Source organism: Helicobacter labetoulli, assembly GCF_003670275.1.
Taxonomy (GTDB): domain Bacteria; phylum Campylobacterota; class Campylobacteria; order Campylobacterales; family Helicobacteraceae; genus Helicobacter_C; species Helicobacter_C labetoulli.
The window spans coordinates 1,791-17,911 of sequence record NZ_QXJF01000004.1 but is presented as its reverse complement, the minus strand read 5'-3'; the positions used below and the strand labels follow the sequence as shown (position 1 = coordinate 17,911).

17 protein-coding genes and 1 pseudogene are annotated in these 16,121 nt (G+C 39.2%); 15 read left to right on the top strand and 3 right to left on the bottom strand.

All coding sequences use genetic code 11. The features are described 5' to 3' along the window. The first annotated feature begins 59 nt into the window (after positions 1-59). The 7 genes and pseudogenes from EBF12_RS02330 to EBF12_RS02300 all read left to right on the top strand — a co-directional run bounded on the left by EBF12_RS02330 (position 60) and on the right by EBF12_RS02300 (position 7,422). Entirely contained in the window at positions 60-788 is a 729-nt protein-coding gene (locus EBF12_RS02330) for an amino acid ABC transporter ATP-binding protein (protein WP_121726231.1), read from the top strand. 26 nt (positions 789-814) lie between these two features. After that, on the top strand, positions 815-1,591 hold the full coding sequence (locus EBF12_RS02325) for a transporter substrate-binding domain-containing protein (protein WP_121726230.1): 777 nt from the start codon (positions 815-817) through the stop codon (positions 1,589-1,591). A gap of 31 nt (positions 1,592-1,622) precedes the next feature. Continuing rightward, positions 1,623-2,381, top strand: coding sequence for an amino acid ABC transporter permease (locus EBF12_RS02320; protein ID WP_121726229.1), 759 nt, complete (start codon positions 1,623-1,625; stop codon positions 2,379-2,381). 11 nt (positions 2,382-2,392) lie between these two features. Beyond that, on the top strand, positions 2,393-3,052 hold the full coding sequence (locus tag EBF12_RS02315; RefSeq protein ID WP_121726228.1) for an amino acid ABC transporter permease: 660 nt from the start codon (positions 2,393-2,395) through the stop codon (positions 3,050-3,052). A gap of 41 nt (positions 3,053-3,093) precedes the next feature. Beyond that, positions 3,094-5,229 carry an McrB family protein gene (locus EBF12_RS02310; protein WP_244196317.1) on the top strand — a complete coding sequence of 712 codons (2,136 nt, stop codon included), beginning with the start codon at positions 3,094-3,096 and terminating at the stop codon, positions 5,227-5,229. A gap of 200 nt (positions 5,230-5,429) precedes the next feature. Next, positions 5,430-6,722 (top strand): annotated as a pseudogene (locus EBF12_RS02305) (McrC family protein); the annotation flags it as partial. Positions 6,723-6,822: 100 nt separating this feature from the next. Further along, the gene (locus EBF12_RS02300) at positions 6,823-7,422 is read left to right on the top strand and encodes a DNA-methyltransferase (RefSeq protein WP_244196328.1); all 600 of its coding nucleotides are present in this window, start codon (positions 6,823-6,825) and stop codon (positions 7,420-7,422) included. A gap of 8 nt (positions 7,423-7,430) precedes the next feature. On the opposite strand, the gene EBF12_RS02295 is transcribed toward EBF12_RS02300, so the two are convergent. Genes EBF12_RS02295 through EBF12_RS02285 form a run of 3 tightly spaced genes read right to left on the bottom strand, consistent with a single transcriptional unit; the run spans position 7,431 to position 9,320 of the window. Next, the gene (locus EBF12_RS02295) at positions 7,431-8,015 is read right to left on the bottom strand and encodes an RDD family protein (RefSeq protein WP_121726225.1); all 585 of its coding nucleotides are present in this window, start codon (positions 8,013-8,015) and stop codon (positions 7,431-7,433) included. Further along, a complete protein-coding gene (pyrE, locus tag EBF12_RS02290) occupies positions 8,015-8,629 on the bottom strand; it encodes an orotate phosphoribosyltransferase (RefSeq protein ID WP_121726224.1) in 615 nt (204 codons plus the stop codon). Before pyrE ends, EBF12_RS02295 begins: the two co-directional genes overlap by 1 nt. Positions 8,630-8,639: 10 nt before the next feature. Beyond that, a complete protein-coding gene (locus EBF12_RS02285) occupies positions 8,640-9,320 on the bottom strand; it encodes a hypothetical protein (protein WP_121726223.1) in 681 nt (226 codons plus the stop codon). Positions 9,321-9,502: 182 nt separating this feature from the next. On the opposite strand from EBF12_RS02285, the gene EBF12_RS02280 reads away from it, so the two are divergent. The 8 genes from EBF12_RS02280 to EBF12_RS02245 are packed head-to-tail and all read left to right on the top strand — an operon-like array spanning position 9,503 to position 15,991. Beyond that, a complete protein-coding gene (locus EBF12_RS02280) occupies positions 9,503-10,006 on the top strand; it encodes a DUF2147 domain-containing protein (protein ID WP_121726222.1) in 504 nt (167 codons plus the stop codon). Between the two features lie 20 nt (positions 10,007-10,026). Continuing rightward, positions 10,027-12,123, top strand: a complete 2,097-nt coding sequence (locus tag EBF12_RS02275) for an ATP-dependent helicase (protein ID WP_121726221.1) — start codon at positions 10,027-10,029, stop codon at positions 12,121-12,123. 26 nt (positions 12,124-12,149) lie between these two features. Then, positions 12,150-13,109, top strand: a complete 960-nt coding sequence (gene flgA / locus EBF12_RS02270; RefSeq protein WP_015453455.1) for a flagellar basal body P-ring formation chaperone FlgA — start codon at positions 12,150-12,152, stop codon at positions 13,107-13,109. A 34-nt stretch (positions 13,110-13,143) separates the two neighbouring features. Then, positions 13,144-13,728 (top strand): UbiX family flavin prenyltransferase, encoded by a 585-nt coding sequence (locus EBF12_RS02265; RefSeq protein WP_002956594.1) that lies wholly within the window; start codon positions 13,144-13,146, stop codon positions 13,726-13,728. An 18-nt stretch (positions 13,729-13,746) separates the two neighbouring features. Next, entirely contained in the window at positions 13,747-14,259 is a 513-nt protein-coding gene (gene coaD, locus EBF12_RS02260; protein ID WP_002956595.1) for a pantetheine-phosphate adenylyltransferase, read from the top strand. Positions 14,260-14,262: 3 nt separating this feature from the next. Continuing rightward, on the top strand, positions 14,263-14,868 hold the full coding sequence (tmk, locus tag EBF12_RS02255) for a dTMP kinase (RefSeq protein ID WP_002956596.1): 606 nt from the start codon (positions 14,263-14,265) through the stop codon (positions 14,866-14,868). Between the two features lie 7 nt (positions 14,869-14,875). Further along, positions 14,876-15,268: a hypothetical protein gene (locus tag EBF12_RS02250; protein WP_002956597.1), complete on the top strand. Its 393-nt coding sequence runs from the start codon at positions 14,876-14,878 to the stop codon at positions 15,266-15,268. 54 nt (positions 15,269-15,322) lie between these two features. Continuing rightward, complete coding sequence (locus EBF12_RS02245; RefSeq protein WP_002956598.1) at positions 15,323-15,991, top strand: hypothetical protein; 669 nt, start codon at positions 15,323-15,325, stop codon at positions 15,989-15,991. The last annotated feature ends 130 nt before the right edge of the window (positions 15,992-16,121 follow it).

The window sequence follows — 16,121 nt, the reverse complement described above, 5'->3', positions numbered from 1 at the left end:
TTTTGTGCTAGAGTTTCGCAATTTCCCCCAAAAATCAAAAAATCAAAACAAGGATAGTTGTGATTGAGTTAAAGAATGTCAATAAATACTATGGTAAGCACCACGTGCTAAAAGATATAAATCTCACAATCAAAGATGGTGAAAAGCTTGTCATCATTGGACCAAGTGGCAGTGGCAAAAGCACTACAATTCGCTGTATGAATGGGCTTGAAGAGGTAAGCTCCGGTGAAGTTATTGTCGGTGGTATTCCGCTTAATCACAAGACAAAGACAAAGATATGCCGCGAGTATTGTGCTATGGTGTTTCAGCATTTTAATCTTTACCCACATTTAAGCGTACTTGAGAATCTAACCCTTGCACCCATTAAGCTACGAGGCAAGACAAAGCAAGAAGCACAGGAAATTGCCTACAAATACCTTGAAGTCGTTGGCTTAAAAGATAAGGCGAAAGTCTATCCCGCCACACTTAGCGGAGGGCAGCAGCAACGCGTAGCAATTGCTAGAAGTCTATGCACACAAAAGCCCTATATCCTCTTTGATGAGCCAACCTCCGCGCTTGACCCTGAGACGATACAAGAAGTTTTAGATGTTATGCGTGAGATCTCACATCAAAGCAATACGACAATGGTTGTCGTAACGCACGAGATGGGATTTGCCAAGGAGGTGGCAGATAGAATCATCTTTATGGAAGATGGCACTATCGTGGAAGAAAGCGTACCTAAGGATTTCTTTGTATCGCCAAAAACCGAGCGTGCGAAGACATTTTTGGGTAAAATTTTGAGTCACTAGGCTAAACTTACTTTAAAGGAGTCGTAATGAAACTAGGTTTTAAAGGAATGCTAAGGGTAGCGGGTTTGTTTCTCGTATCGGGACTTTTTGCTTTGCAAGCAAATGCGGGAATGCTAGATGATATTAAAAAACGCGGTGAGATTGTTGTTGGTGTGAAAAATGATGTGCCGCGTTTTGCTTTGCTTGATCAAAAGACAAAGCAGATTCAAGGCTTTGAAGTTGATGTGGCAAAGCTTTTAGCAAAAAGCATTTTGGGTGATGAGAAAAAGATTAAACTCGTAGCTGTGAATGCAAAAACAAGAGGACCATTGCTTGATAATGGTAGCATTGATGCGGTTATTGCAACCTTTACAATCACGCCTGAACGCAAACGCACTTATAACTTTTCGCAGCCATACTATAAGGACGCTGTTGGCTTACTTGTACTGAAAGAAAAGGGATATAAATCTATCGCTGATATGAAAAATACGACCATCGGTGTAGCCCAAGCAGCCACTTCTAAAAAGGCTATTGATGCGGCGGCAAAAAAGCTTGGTGTGAATGTGAAGTTTAATGAGTTTCCAGACTATCCAAGTATCAAAGCAGCCATTGATGCTAAACGCGTAGATGCTTTTGGTGTGGATAAATCTATCCTTTTGGGTTATGTTGATGATAAGAGCGAGATTCTCCCAGATAGCTTTGAGCCGCAAGAATACGGCATTGTAAGCCCTAAAAAAGACAAAGAATTTGCTGCATTTATTGACAACTTTGTGAAAGATAACAAAGCACAAATTGATGATCTAGCCAAAAAGTGGGGACTATAAAAAAGTGGAAGATGTAGGCTTGGATACTACAATGGTAGAGAATGAGACTTTGGGGGATAGCCTCTTTAGTTTTCTAGAATCTGTGGGTTTATACGATGAGGAGAATCCTAGCTCAAATCCATTTGCGTTGTGGAAGTTTGCAGATATGCTTTCACACGCTGATGAGTTTCTATCGGGCTTTGGCTATACCTTATCGGTGAGTTGCTTGGCTCTTTTGATCGCACTTATTTTTGGCACGATCGGTGGGGTTATGGCGACAAGCAGATTTAAGATTCTTAAAGCCTACACACGCATTTATGTTGAGATTTTTCAAAATACACCGCTTGTGATACAGATATTTTTCTTGTATTTTGCCTTGCCTCCGCTTGGGATTCACCTTGATGTGTTTAGTGTCGGTGTTTTGGGGGTTGGAGCATATCACGGAGCGTATGCGAGCGAGGTGGTAAGAAGCGGGATACTCTCTGTCCCAAAAGGGCAGTTTGAAGCCTCTGTTTCACAAGGATTCACCTACACGCAGCAAATGCGTTATATTATCCTGCCACAAACGATTAAAATTATCTTGCCTCCATTGACAAATCAAATGGTCAATCTCATCAAAAACACTTCTGTGCTTTTGATTGTAGCAGGCGGGGAGATTATGTATGTGGCTGATAGCTATGCTGGGGATACGAGCAATTATGCTCCGGCTTATCTTTTTACTGCATTGCTGTATTTTATCGTGTGCTATCCGTTGGCGTATTTTGCAAAATTTTACGAAGACAGGCTGAAAAATGCCCATCTTAAGCGTTAAGGAGATCTAAAATGGAAAATATATTTAGCGAGACGAACTTCCACTTTCTCCTTGATGGCTTGTATTTGACGCTTATGGTGGCGGTGGCTACTTGCGTGATTTCTATCATTCTTGGGACATTTCTTGCTATCACGCGTAACTATGGCGGGAGGATCTCACGCACTCTAGCGGCTATTTATATAGAAACTTTTAGGAATACCCCATTGCTTCTATGGATGCTAACAGCCGTGTTTGTTTTGCCAAGCTTTTTTGGGAGGGCTGATCCTGCGGTGTGGGGGACAATAGGCTTTTCGCTTTATACAAGCTCGGTTATGGCAGAGATCATCCGCGGTGGGCTAAACTCTATCCCAAAAGGGCAGTTTGAAGCGGCGTATTCGCAGGGATTTAGCCAGTTTTTTACATTGTTTTACATCATCTTGCCCCAAACTTTTAGAAAAGTTATCCCTTCACTGCTCTCACAGATTATTACGACATTTAAGGATACTTCATTTCTTGCTGGGCTGCAAATCGCCGAGCTTACCTATCAGTCTAAGATTATCCTAGCCCAGCTTACGAGCTTTGAAGAGATTCTTGTGATGATTGGCGTGGTGGCAAGCATTTATTTTGTGGTGTGCTTTAGCCTATCTGTGCTTGTGCGTTACCTTGATAAAAAAACCGCGTATGTGGGGTAGAATCTAGAAACTTATTTTAAAACTTTGAAAATGGAGGTGAAGTGGATAAAATTGAGTGGAGTAAAGAAGAGCGAGAATTGTTTCAAAATGCTTTAAGAGAGCTAAAAAAGCAGGTTGATGAATGTCTTGCGAGAAATCAATTAACACAGCGTGGTCAGATAAGTGCGAAAGACACATCTAGTCTCGAAATTAAGCCTTTGTTAGCTTTTTTGAATGCAGATATTTTTTATAAGATAAGCATAGGTAATCAGGGTGGCTGTTTAAATCCGCATAGCTGGATAGCATTTGTGCGTAAGGATATTGTAAGGGCTGGTTTTATCAATACTGAAAAATTTTCAGTGCAAAATGGTGTTTGTCTTTTTATTGCCTATCAGGGATACTTTGATAATAATCCACATTTTGTTTTGAAGTTTGGCTTTCCAGATAAAGGCGGGATTGAACTAGCAAGATGTAGGGCGGTGAATACTATGGAGCAAAGCAAGGCGTTAGAAAGATACTTTTATACTTATCCTGCTGATACGCTAGATTATGAAAAAATTACAGATGACTTTTTAGAAGCAATGAATTATTTTAACACATTTAGCTCAAATGATTTTATCGCTATCAATCCACAAATAAGTGATAATGATATATCGCAACCACAAGCCCAACAAATAGAATCTATTCCACTCAATCAAATCCTTTATGGACTGCCGGGGACGGGGAAAACTTATCACACCATTGATAAAGCATTAGAGATTCTCTTTGCTCGGAAAGAGATAGATTCTATCCCACAAGAGCGAGATGAGAAAAAGAAAATTTTTAATGATTTTATAAGTGATGAGCAAATTGCTTTTGTAACATTTCACCAAAGCTATGGATATGAGGATTTTGTAGAGGGGATTAGACCGCGACTTAATAGACAAAAAAGCGATACAATGGAATATGAAATTAAAGATGGAATCTTTAAGGATATGTGTCAAAAGGCAAGCGAAAATTATGAAAACTACGAAAAATCCTTAAAAAATCCTAGAGAAGTTATGCAGGAAATAGAGCTTGATGATTTATTAGAACAATATGCAGCTTACATAGAAGATGAGCTGGAAGAAGGTAAAGAGCCGAAATTTGAGTCTAAAGAATGGACTACAAAAATGAAAATACAAGGTATTCATCGCTTACAAAACGGAGATTTTAGCTCAATTATAATAGGGGTGTTGGAAGATTCTAGCTCTATGCAAAGACTTACGCAAAAAGTTATCAAAAGAGATTATGAGAAGTTTAAAAATGGCGAGATAAAAGATTGGAATGACATTAAGCCAAGCTATGAGTCAAAGTCCCATAGACACGGCAATGCTGGATATTATTTCACACTTTATGAGTCTATCGCTGAATTTGAGAAAACACATTATCAAGTTAGCACAATCCCTACCCTAGAATCCACCTTAGACAATCGCCTAAAGCCCTATATCCTAATCATTGATGAAATCAATCGTGGGAATATTTCTAAGATTCTAGGGGAGCTTATTACCTTGCTTGAGCCTAGCAAACGAAAAGGTGAAAAAGAAGCCCTTGAAGTTACGCTGCCCTATAGCCAAGAGCTTTTTAGCGTGCCGAAAAATCTCTATATCATCGGCACGATGAATACTGCTGATAGAAGTATCGCATTGCTTGATACCGCATTGCGTAGGCGGTTTGAGTTTATAGAAATGTTACCAGATTCTAATGAGTTGCAAAAAATATGGCTTGTAGAAGAATATGAGAATAAGCAAACAAGCATTGATGATTATGATACAGATAAAGCCGAGATATTGAAAAAAATATTAGATAGCATCAATAGTCGCATAAAATTTTTGCTTGATAGGGAGCGAACCATAGGGCATAGCTTCTTTTTTGAAAAAGCCAAGTTGTTTTCTAACGATGAAAATGAGTGGTATGAGCTAACGCTCACAAACTTAAAAGCAGTGTTTAAAAATAAGATTCTACCGCTTTTGCAGGAGTATTTCTATGATGATTATGCCAAGATAAATGCGGTGCTAAACAACAATGGAATGCTAAAGCCTATAACAATGTCTCAAGCTGGAATCTCCTTAAGCGATGAATTTGTAGATAATGAAAAGCAAATATGGGAAATCACAGATTCTAGCGAGTGGGATATTAACACTTTTAAAGCGATGTATAAAAACACAGAATCTAATTAAGGCTCATCTATGCCTACACTTTATATCGCTGAATATCAAAGCTTTGGACTTGAAGATATACAACGCATTTTAGAATCTTGTAAGACAAAAGATTCTAAGCAAAAAGCACAAAAGATTTTTATGAGCTAAAGGACTTTGCTAGTGATGAAAGGCACAACCATTTTCTAGCCCATAAAACAAAAAACGCACTCAAAGCTAAAAACTATGTCGGCACAATACAAACTAAAAGTGGCTTTTGCGTAGATATTTTGCCAAAGACTTTTAGCGGTAATGGGATGCAAGATTCTAAAAAATGCGAATGTAAAATCCGCTTTGAAAAAGAAAAGATTAAAAAGGCTTTTGAATATTTCAGCGATAGTGTTACTGATAAAAAATTTATACAAAATGTCTCACAATCAAGCAATACAGAATCTAACGAGAGTAAAAAGCTTTGTGATGTTTGTGAAGCTAAAATGATTTTGCTAAACTGCCTTGCCACGCTCAAAAACACTCCTTTTAAGCACAATCACCTAGCCCATCTCCACACGCTTCATCTCCCACTTTTGGAAATTTTTGTGCGTATGTTTTTAGATGAGTGTGAAAAGCTAGTGAAAGCTGGGCTAAAGAGTGATTATCTTTGTATCGTGCAAAATAGGGTGTTTCTCAAGGGTAAATTAGAGTTTAAAGACCATATTACACAAAATCTTATCCATAAAGAGAGATTTTTCACAAGTAGCGATGAATACACACAAGATATAGCCCCAAACCGCTTAATACAATCCACACTTTGCGTCTTATCGTGCCTAAGCTTTAGCCCTAACACACAAACAAGGCTAGATTCTATGCGATTTATCTTTGCTGATATTAGCCCAAGTGAGAATATAGAATCTGACTTTATAAAATGTAATAATATGAGTAGGGCTAAAGAATATGAAATGATTTTATTGTGGTGTAAGGTATTTCTGGGACAAAAAGCTTTTAGCCCTTATGTTGGAAGTGATAAGGCGATCGCATTTGTATTCCCTATGGAGAAGCTTTTTGAATCTTTTGTGAGTTTTTGGCTCAAAAAATGTGCGAAAGACTTTAAAGTAAAAACACAAGAGAGTAGCAAATATCTACTACAAGATAAGGAAGATAAAGACAAAGATGAGGAAGATAAAGACATATTTTGCTTAAAGCCCGATATTATAATGCGTGGTAAGGATAGAATTATCATTGTGGATACAAAGTGGAAAATCCCAGATTCTAGCATTGATGAGAAAAAATGTGGAATCTCACAAAATGATTTATATCAAATGTGGGCGTATGCGAGTAAGTATCGCTTAGAATCTAGCAATGTTAGTGTAGTGCTTATCTATCCACAATGTGAGCGGACAAAAGAGTTAGAAAAATCGTGCCGAAATAAAAAATGGACTTTTAAAGCAAGTGTGTTAGATTCTACTGAGAATACCGATCAAGCTGACAATAACAATGGAATCTCTATATCTCTTGCTTTTGTTCCGCTTTTGTCTTAAGCTTTGCTATAATGGCAGAAATTTTTGCCAAAGGCAGTGTTAAAGGCAGCGTGTGAAGATTCAAAAAAATACCAAACTCAACATTGATGGCTTAGAGCTTATGGGGAGTTTAGAATCTCGCAGTGTTGATTTGTGTTTTTTTGATCCGCAGTATCGCGGGGTGCTTGATAAAATGCGTTATGGCAACGAGGGGGAGCGACAAAAGGGCAGAAGCACACTTATGCAGATGAGTGAAGGGCAGATTCAAAGCTTTATATGTGAGATTGATAGAGTGCTAAAGCCTAGCTGTTATTTGATGCTATGGATTGATAAGTTTCATTTGTGTGAAGGCGTGAAGGCGTGGGTGGAGCATACGAGTTTGCAGGTGGTAGATCTTATCACTTGGGATAAGCTCAAAATGGGTATGGGCTATCGCACGAGGCGACAGAGCGAGTATTTACTTGTTTTGCAAAAAGCACCTATTAGGGCTAAAAATACTTGGCGATTACATAATATCCGCGATGTGTGGAGCGAGAAGATTCCAAATGATGAGCTAAAAATCCATCCGCATTCAAAGCCCAAAGGATTGCAAAAGGCTTTGATAGAATCTTGCACGAATAAGGGCGATTTAGTGCTTGATCCAGCAAGTGGGAGCTTTAGTGTGTTTGAGTGTGCAAGGGAATTAGGGCGAGATTTTATTGGCACAAATCTTATGCCTTAAACATATACTTAGACTTTGATAATGTAAGTCCCACAAATCACATCGTGCAAAGCTCGCCCATCACGGCGAAATAGCCCAAAGAGTAGCCCAACAAGAAAGCTTGTGCCAACAAGCCATACTACATAACGCAAAATAGACTTAAAAAGACTGATTTTGACAAAGGGCGAGTGTGTCTCATCAGTAGCATTTGAACCTTGCGTATGTTGCTGTTGCAAGGCTGTTGTCTTAGAGCGAGAATCTTGCCTTTGCATAAGCTTTAAGCCCATATAGCGATAACCCGGCGTTTGTGAAGCAAAAGCCAAAAAAAGCGAAATGATAAACCCATAGCCCACACCACAGGCAAGAATCGCACTTTGATTATGTGTGAAGTCATTTTTACCATCTAAAAACACATAGGTTGTGAGATACAAAAGAGGCATATTTATCATAAACATATCTGTGATAAACGCCTTAATCCGCTCACTCGCACACATTAACTGAAGTTGTTTTTTGAGATTAAAATCTTTGAGATTCACCCACTGACTAGAATCTGCATTGTTGTTAGTCAAATGAGGGTGTTTTTGAGATTTGATCTTACGCCAACGCTTTGCCATTAGTTCCCACGACTACCGGGCTTTACAGCTTTTTGCATTCCATTTTGGCAAAGCGGACAAGAGCTTGGCTTATACATATTAAATACAAAATCTTCCAACGCAAAAAGTGGTATATGCTCAGGCAATCGTGCCTCTTTTTTTCGCTCTAAATTTGAGCCTACGCGTTTGCAGAATCCACGATTGGCTAATCCGGCAAAGGCGACTATTTTTGCTCCTTGAAATTCCACGCATTGTGCAGATTCTAGGGCTGAACCACCTGTTGTGATAATATCTTCACACACAAGCACCCTTTCCCCTTGCTTTACTTCAAAGCCTCTTCTTAACTGCATTTGCCCTTCTACCCGCTCTGTAAAAATAAATCTCACGCCCAAAGCCCTAGCAAGTTCATATCCTGCTAAAATCCCACCAAGAGCCGGAGAACAAACGCAATCCACTTCTATGTGAGATTCTAGAATCTGCTTGGCTAAAGCGTTGGCTAATTTTTCGGCGATTTTTGGATTTTCAAGTACACGAGCGGATTGTAGATAGTGATCTGAGTGATTCCCACTGCTTAAGAGAAAATGTCCTTTCAGCAAGGCGTTGGCATTAATATAGCATTGTTTGACATCAAGCATAAAAACTCCTTTAAAATTTATATGAATATTTGAGATAATTCACGCTCATACCGCGTTCTTTTTCATAATCTAGCAAATCATAGCCCACAAAAACTTCGTGATGTCTGCCATAGGTAAAAATGGGTCCAATGGCAATTGTTGAAAAAAACCACTTTTTATGTTCTGCAGTGAGAGTTGGGATAAGGGCTGAATCTGTCCTTGAGAAGTTAAATGCACCAAGTGAGCCAAGTCTAATGCGAAAGCCGATGTAAGAATTTGCATAGATTCTATATTCTGCCGAAAAGCCTCCGCGATAGATTTGCATTGCATTTGGTTTGGTGTGGTCAAATTCTAAGTCTGCAAACCCGCCATAGTTTGTGCGATCAAAGAAGCCAAAAAACCGCAAAGAATGTCTTTTGTCAAAGATGAAATCATATCCTGCTTCTACGCCTAAAACGCTACTTATCCCTAGACTTGGCGTGTAGGCAGCTCCAACACTTACAAGCCTATAAAAGCCTTCTCTTGGGTCCTTTGGCTTTTTGATTTTTATCCCTGCGACTTTGTAGAGCAGCTCTTGACGCGTTTGCTTGACATCTTCTAGCACTTCTTCAGGGTTTTTATCTTGTGAGAAATCTTGAATGATTTCTTTTTTTGCACCTTGTGCCAAACTCCCACAAAATGCGATACAAACTAGGATTGTGTAGAATCTCATATACTCCCTTTTAGTTGTGCTTTGCCTGTTTTAGCTTATTTTTCTAAGTTGGCAAAAAGTTGCATTATTCTAATATAATTTTGTTATACTTGCAAAATGAAATTGCAAAAATGCGAGTGTATCTAAGCACAAGCGAATTTCGTGCCACTTTTAAAATCTTAAGAATCTTCAAGGAGTAGTGAATGCGTATGTTAAAGATGATTATTGCGTGTGGAATGTGTGTTGGGCTATTTGGGGCGGATTTAGAGGGTTATTATATGACGCATAAGGGCGAGAGCGGAAGGCAATCTATTGTGGAGTTTTTCAAAAAAGGTGATAAATATTATTGCTATGGTTTTGCTAATGTTGATGGCTCTGCACCTAAAAAAGATGTAAATAATGAGAATCCAGCTCTAAGAAATCGCTTTGATAAGGGCAGTGTGTTTGTATATAACCTTGTGAGAGATGGTAATAGTGATGTGTTTAAAAACGGTAAGGTATATAACTTTGATGCAGGAAAAGAGTATTATGCAAAGGTTACGCTTAAAGGCGATACGCTTGAGTTGCGAGGGAGTATTGATAAATCTGGCTTGATGGGTGAGACAAAAATATGGAAAAAGTTAAGTGATAAGGAGGTTGCACCTTACCTTTCACAAAAGCCTGATTTTTCCGTTGTAGAAGCAAGTCTAAAAGATATAAAACCATAAACATAGAATCTTAGAATCTTATGGCAGATACACTACTCCATCAAGCACTTCATTCTTTAAACCCCAAGCAGTTAGAGGCTGTCAAGCATATTGATGGGGCTTTGCTGATTCTAGCTGGGGCGGGAAGTGGGAAGACAAAAACACTTACTACGCGTTTGGCTTATCTCATTGATGAAGTGGGGATTCCATCAAATGCTACGCTTACTTTGACTTTTACAAATAAAGCCGCACAAGAGATGAGAAATAGAGCATTAAGCCTTTTAAGTAATGCCTACCAAGCCCCACCGCTTTTATGCACCTTTCATAAATTTGGCTTACTTTTTTTGCGTTTTTATATTAAGGTTTTAGAGCGGGAGGCAAATTTTGTCGTGCTAGATTCTGATGATAAAAAGGCGATTTTAAAATCCTTATCAAAAGCCCTGCCCGTATCGCATTTTGACTCATATATTTCAAATATGAAAAATAGCTTTCTCTCCCCACAAGAGGCAGCAGCCTACGCTCACAGCCCGGAATATAAGCTGATGAATAGAATCTATGCCGAGTATGAAAGCTATATACAAAAAAAGAATCTACTTGATTTTGATGATTTACTTTATCTTACCTATAAGATTCTATCCCAAAGGAGTGATATTGCTAAAGAGATGAGTCAAAGGTATCAATACATTATGGTAGATGAGTATCAAGACACAAATGAGCTGCAATACAAGATTCTAAAATCTCTATGCACAACGCATAATAATCTTTGTGTCGTGGGTGATGATGATCAAAGCATTTATGGGTGGCGTGGAGCGGATATTGGCAATATTTTGCGTTTTGCTAAGGAATTTAGCGGGGCAACGACCATAAAGCTAGAAGAAAACTACCGCTCAAGTGAGGAGATTTTGCAAGCAGCCAATGCTTTAATCGCTCACAATACCGAGCGTTTGGGTAAGAATCTAAAAAGTGTTAAAGGCTCTATACAAGCAGTTAGAGTGATAGAAAATGAAGATGAAGCACAAGAGGCTACATTTTTGGCTAAGGAGATAGCAAGGCTGTGTGAGAGTGGGGAAAATCCAAGCGATATTGCTATTTTATTCCGTGTGAATGCGTTATCAAGGAGTATTGAAGAGAGCTTTAATCGCTTTAAGATTCCATATAAGCTCATTGGGGCGGTGCGGTTTTATGAACGAGCCGAGATAAAGGACTTGTTAAGCTACTTGCGTTTGATTGTGAATGCAGATGATGATTTTTCATTCCTTAGGATTATTAATCGCCCAAAACGCGGGATTGGTAAGGTTACACAAAGCAAACTAGAGCAGCTCTCTCAAAGTAAAGGGCTTTCCTGCCTTGCGTGTTTGGAGCAATATCCATTAGAATCTAAAGCCCACATTGGAGAAAAGGCATATACCGCACTTGTCAAACTACAAAAAGATTTATCTAAATGGCGGAATATGACGGATTTGAGTGAGATGATTGAGGATATGCAGGAGAATCTTATTTTTGAGTTTAGCCCACTTGATGAAGTAGATAGGGAAGGGAATATCTATGAATTTTATGGTATGTTTAAAGACTATGTCATTCATAATCCCACAAATACTTTAGATGAGTTTTTAAATGACTTAGCCCTTGCTAGTCCTAGTGATGAGGCGGTTGGGGATTGTGTAAGCTGTATGAGTGTGCATTCAGCAAAGGGACTAGAATTTAAGCATATTTATGTGATTGGCTTTGAGGAAGGGTTTTTCCCACTGCATCGTGGGGAGAATGATGAGCTAGAGGAGGAACGGAGGCTTGGCTATGTCGCCTTTACTCGTGCTAAGGAGCATTTGAGTTTGTGTTATAGTAAGAGTCGGCTCTATCGTGGCAAAAGGGAGTGGCAACTTAGGCAATCAAGATTTTTAAAAGAGAGTGGGCTAGTAGAAGGGGCAGAATCTCTGCAAGATTCTCTTTCAAATACTTTAGAATCTAAAAATGATGAAATAGAAGTAGGCTCACAGGTGGTGCATAAGATTTTTGGTGTTGGAAGCGTGGAGGGTATGGAAGGCAAGGGAGAGCAGTGTAAGCTTAAGATTAATTTTGGTGGTTTAAGACGCGTGATTATAAGAAGTTTTGTGCAAAAGCTAGATGAAAGCAAAAGTTAGATGAAGTAATAAGTGGGGCTAGGAAAATGAAAAAGGTATTATTAAAAAAGACACTTAGTTTTTTGCTCTTTTGGCTTTTTGCTTCTTTTGCTACAATGGGGGCTTTGGCAGATGAGATTGAGATTCCAAAGTCTGTGCCTAGCTCAAAGCTGCATTTACAAAAAAGCTATTCTGTGAGCCAAAATGATATTTACTCCACAGATTTATTTCCGCAAATGGATAGAAAGTTTAAAATCGCCTCTTTTCCGCCCGATAGATTCACACTTAGGCTAAAAAGTGTGGATATTAAGCTTATTTTTCAACGCTTTGGCTATAAGATAATCTCCTTTGAAAGCGATGTGGTGGAGTTTGAATTTGTCTCAAGTATGAAAGAAAATGACGCCCTAGAATTTATCCAAAAGATGTATATTCAGCATTATGGCAAGGATTTGCAGATTGATAAGATTTTGGTGCGTCCTTTGGGGAATCTGCCTAAGGATTATACTTTGATTGATTTTAGCATTCCAAACTTTGCTGTAAAAAAAAACAGCGGAAGCTTTACTATGGGATACCGCACACTAGATGGAGAGCGTATTAAAAAGCTCACATTTATCTATGAGATACAAGCTCGTTTAAGGGTGGCAAAAAGCACACAAAATATCCCTTCTAGTGAGAATCTAAGTTTGCAGAATGTGGAAGAGGATTTTATCAAGTTTGAGCGTGTGGGGGCGGAGTTTGTGAGCATAGAGGAGATACAAAAATATAGTGCAAAAAGCTATATCCGCACACAAATGCCTATAACTAAAGATAAGCTTAAACCTAGAATCTTGGTCAAAAAAGGCGATATGGTGAGTGTTTTTAACAAGCAAGAGGGGGTGAGTATTGAAACTTTGCTTGTAGCAAAGCAAAGTGGAGCGTATAATGAGATTATAAACGCGCAAAATCCCGATAGCGGAAAGATTCTGCGGATTAGGATTGTGAGTGAGAATAAAGGCGAGATACTATGATCTTACATTTGAAAAGACATAAAAAGGGGTAAAAATGAGTATCAAAAAACTTGTAGTTGCCATAGGTGGAGCAAGTGGAGTGCATTTGGGCGTGAAGTTTATAGAATGTATCCCCAAAGATATAGAATTATTTGTTGTCGTCAGTGAGGGGGCAAAGGCTGTGGCATTGAGTGAAATGGGACAGGAGATTGAATCCGCACTTGATAGGGCAAGGCAAAGCCGAGATTTTAGAATCTATGATGAAGATGAGCTAGATAGCGGGATTTCATCAGGGAGTTTTGGTATAGATGCGATGGCGATAATCCCTACAAGTATGAATCTTTTAGCAAAAGTGGCTCACGGCTTATGTGATGATCTCATCTCGCGTTGTGCAGCAGTTATGCTGAAAGAAAGACGCACATTACTTTTAGCCCCGCGTGAAATGCCCTTTAGCCCCATTGCGTTGGAGCAAATGAGTAGGCTTTCAAACCTTGGCGTGATTATCTCTCCGCCAAATGTGGGGTATTATGCTAAGATAAGAAATTTAGAATCTATGGAGTATTTTTTCATCGGTAAATGGCTTGATAGCTTGAAAATTCAAAATAGCTTATATAAGCGTTGGAAAATTGACACAGATTAATGAGTATAAGGAGCATATATGAGAGAGCTTGCCATTTATCCGGGGACTTTTGATCCTATCACAAATGGGCATTTAGATATTATCAAGCGTTCCATTGAGATTTTTGATAGAGTGATTGTTGCTGTGGCAGCATCAAACGCTAAAAAACCGATGTTTTGCTTACAAGAGCGGCTTGAGATACTAAAACTTAGCACAAGTGATTTGCCAAAGGTGCAGGTGGAGAGCTTTGAAAATCTTTTAGCTGACTTTGCTAGAGAGAAGGGGGCTAGGGTGATTATAAGGGGACTTAGGGCGGTGAGTGATTTTGAGTATGAATTACAAATGGGCTATGCGAATGCGTCATTAAATGATACGCTTGAGACAATTTATTTTATGCCGACTTTGCAAAATGCTTTTATTAGCTCATCTGTGGTGAGATCTATCATTGAGCATAATGGTAGATTTTCTCATCTTGTGCCAAGTGCGGCTGTGCCTTTTATCCAATCACTCTATCAGCAAAAGATATTAGATTCTAAAGTGAAAAAGGATTAGAGAATGTATGTTGTGATTGAGGGTGTTGATACTTGCGGTAAAAGCACACAGCTAGAGCTGCTAAAAAAGCATTTTCCACAGGCTGTTTTTACAAAAGAACCCGGTGGTAGCGTGATAGGTGAATCTTTGCGGGATTTAATCCTTTTTGCACCGCAAAGGCAGGGCTTTGTGCTTGATGAATATGCGGAGTTTATGCTTTTTCTTGCGGATAGGGCGCAGCATTACAAAGAAGTATTAAAGCCGCATAAAAACAGGCTTGTAATCTCCGATAGAAGCTTAATCTCAAGCATTGCTTACGCAAAACATATAGATATGGATAAAGCCATTATGCTAAATAAACTTGTCCTGAGGGGAATCTTGCCACAACTTGTAGTGATATTAAAGCTAGAAAAGAGTGCATTACAAGCGAGATTAGAATCTAAGAAAAATGACAGCATTGAAAGCCGTGGTATAGAATATATGCTTGAGATACAGGGGCGAATGTGCGAGGCGACAAAGATGTTAAATCTGCCTTATATTGAAATAAATGCGAGTTTGGATAGGGAAGTGATTTGCCAAGAGATTGTAGGTGAGATTAAAAGAGTAGAATCTAGCCTAAATAATTGCTAAAGGAGCTTTGGCTTTGGAACTTGTGCTGTTTGTGCTTATGTTTATTATGCCACTTGGCTTTGTTTGCGTAGTGTATGGGGTTTTACACTTTGGATTTGTGGGAGTAATGTATCTTATACATCTGTTTTATAAAAAAACCCAAAATCAGCAAAGAGCTTTGTTAATGCTAAGAATCTTAGCCCTTTTTGCGTGGGTGATTTACCTTGCCTTGCCACTTTGGGCTGGTCTTATGCTTGGCTTAGAGACTTATGAATTTGGCGTGTATAAGCAGCTTACAGATAAGGATAGGGGTGTGTATATCCTAGACATATATACTTTGTGTTGTTTATATATCTGTGCAATTTGGTTTTTAAGGAAGATTCTTGCCAAATTACATTGTGCTAAGGCTGCGTTGATATGAGAGGGTAGGGCAGAATCTTTATGAGCAGAATCTTAACAAGAAGGTTGTAAGAAAATGAAATGTCTTGTGTGTGGGCGGTGGCATTGGCGTGTGGATTTTGTGATATGCAAGGCTTGTTTAGATTCTATACCGCTTAAGCTTTCTACAAGAAAGCTAACAGATTCTATATACGCATATAGTTTTTATGCGTATAGTGATGTGAGTTTGCTTATGCAGAGTAAATATCAGCTTATCGGGTCGCGTGTTTTAAATCTTTTGGCACACAAAGCAGCGGCATATTTTTTCACACATATTGATTTTGCTGATTTTACTCAAAGGGTAGGGCTTGTGGGGCTAGATGACTATCCCTATGGGGCGTATTCGCATACAGGCGTGATTGTAAGGGCATTTGAGAGAGAATCTAAAGGGGTATTTAAAGGCGTATATGGGGTGCTAAAAGCAAGAAATGCCATCAAATACGCAGGGGAAAGCCTTGCTTTTCGTCAAAATAACCCAAAAGGATTCTATCTTACAAGAAATATCTCTTATCCGCTTGTCGTGTTGGTAGATGATATTATCACCACAGGGACTAGCTTTAGAGAAGCTATAAGTGTATTTTCAGCTTTTGATGTGGAGAATGAATCTAGGGTAGAATCTAAAGTAACTTTAGATTCTAAATTTGCTACAAAATCTTTAGAATCTAAAGTCATATCTTGTCTTGCTTTATGCGATGCGAGAGAATAGTTTATTTATTTTCGTCTGGATCTTCGCTGTCGCATTGCGACTGCGGGGGGGGGGGGGGGGGGTGGGGGGGGGGGGGGGGGGGGGGGGGGGGGAGCGGGGCGGGGGGGGGGGGTGGGGGGGGGGGGGGGCG

Bases quoted from the DNA above. Each gene is read 5' to 3' on its own strand.
- EBF12_RS02325 (WP_121726230.1), top strand. From the start codon at position 815: ATGAAACTAGGTTTTAAAGGAATGCTAAGGGTAGCGGGTTTGTTTCTC.
- EBF12_RS02320 (WP_121726229.1), top strand. From the start codon at position 1,623: ATGGTAGAGAATGAGACTTTGGGGGATAGCCTCTTTAGTTTTCTAGAA.
- EBF12_RS02315 (WP_121726228.1), top strand. From the start codon at position 2,393: ATGGAAAATATATTTAGCGAGACGAACTTCCACTTTCTCCTTGATGGC.
- EBF12_RS02300 (WP_244196328.1), top strand. From the start codon at position 6,823: ATGGGGAGTTTAGAATCTCGCAGTGTTGATTTGTGTTTTTTTGATCCG.
- EBF12_RS02295 (WP_121726225.1), bottom strand. From the start codon at position 8,015: ATGGCAAAGCGTTGGCGTAAGATCAAATCTCAAAAACACCCTCATTTG.
- pyrE (WP_121726224.1), bottom strand. From the start codon at position 8,629: ATGCTTGATGTCAAACAATGCTATATTAATGCCAACGCCTTGCTGAAA.
- EBF12_RS02285 (WP_121726223.1), bottom strand. From the start codon at position 9,320: ATGAGATTCTACACAATCCTAGTTTGTATCGCATTTTGTGGGAGTTTG.
- EBF12_RS02280 (WP_121726222.1), top strand. From the start codon at position 9,503: ATGCGTATGTTAAAGATGATTATTGCGTGTGGAATGTGTGTTGGGCTA.
- EBF12_RS02275 (WP_121726221.1), top strand. From the start codon at position 10,027: ATGGCAGATACACTACTCCATCAAGCACTTCATTCTTTAAACCCCAAG.
- flgA (WP_015453455.1), top strand. From the start codon at position 12,150: ATGAAAAAGGTATTATTAAAAAAGACACTTAGTTTTTTGCTCTTTTGG.
- EBF12_RS02265 (WP_002956594.1), top strand. From the start codon at position 13,144: ATGAGTATCAAAAAACTTGTAGTTGCCATAGGTGGAGCAAGTGGAGTG.
- coaD (WP_002956595.1), top strand. From the start codon at position 13,747: ATGAGAGAGCTTGCCATTTATCCGGGGACTTTTGATCCTATCACAAAT.
- tmk (WP_002956596.1), top strand. From the start codon at position 14,263: ATGTATGTTGTGATTGAGGGTGTTGATACTTGCGGTAAAAGCACACAG.
- EBF12_RS02245 (WP_002956598.1), top strand. From the start codon at position 15,323: ATGAAATGTCTTGTGTGTGGGCGGTGGCATTGGCGTGTGGATTTTGTG.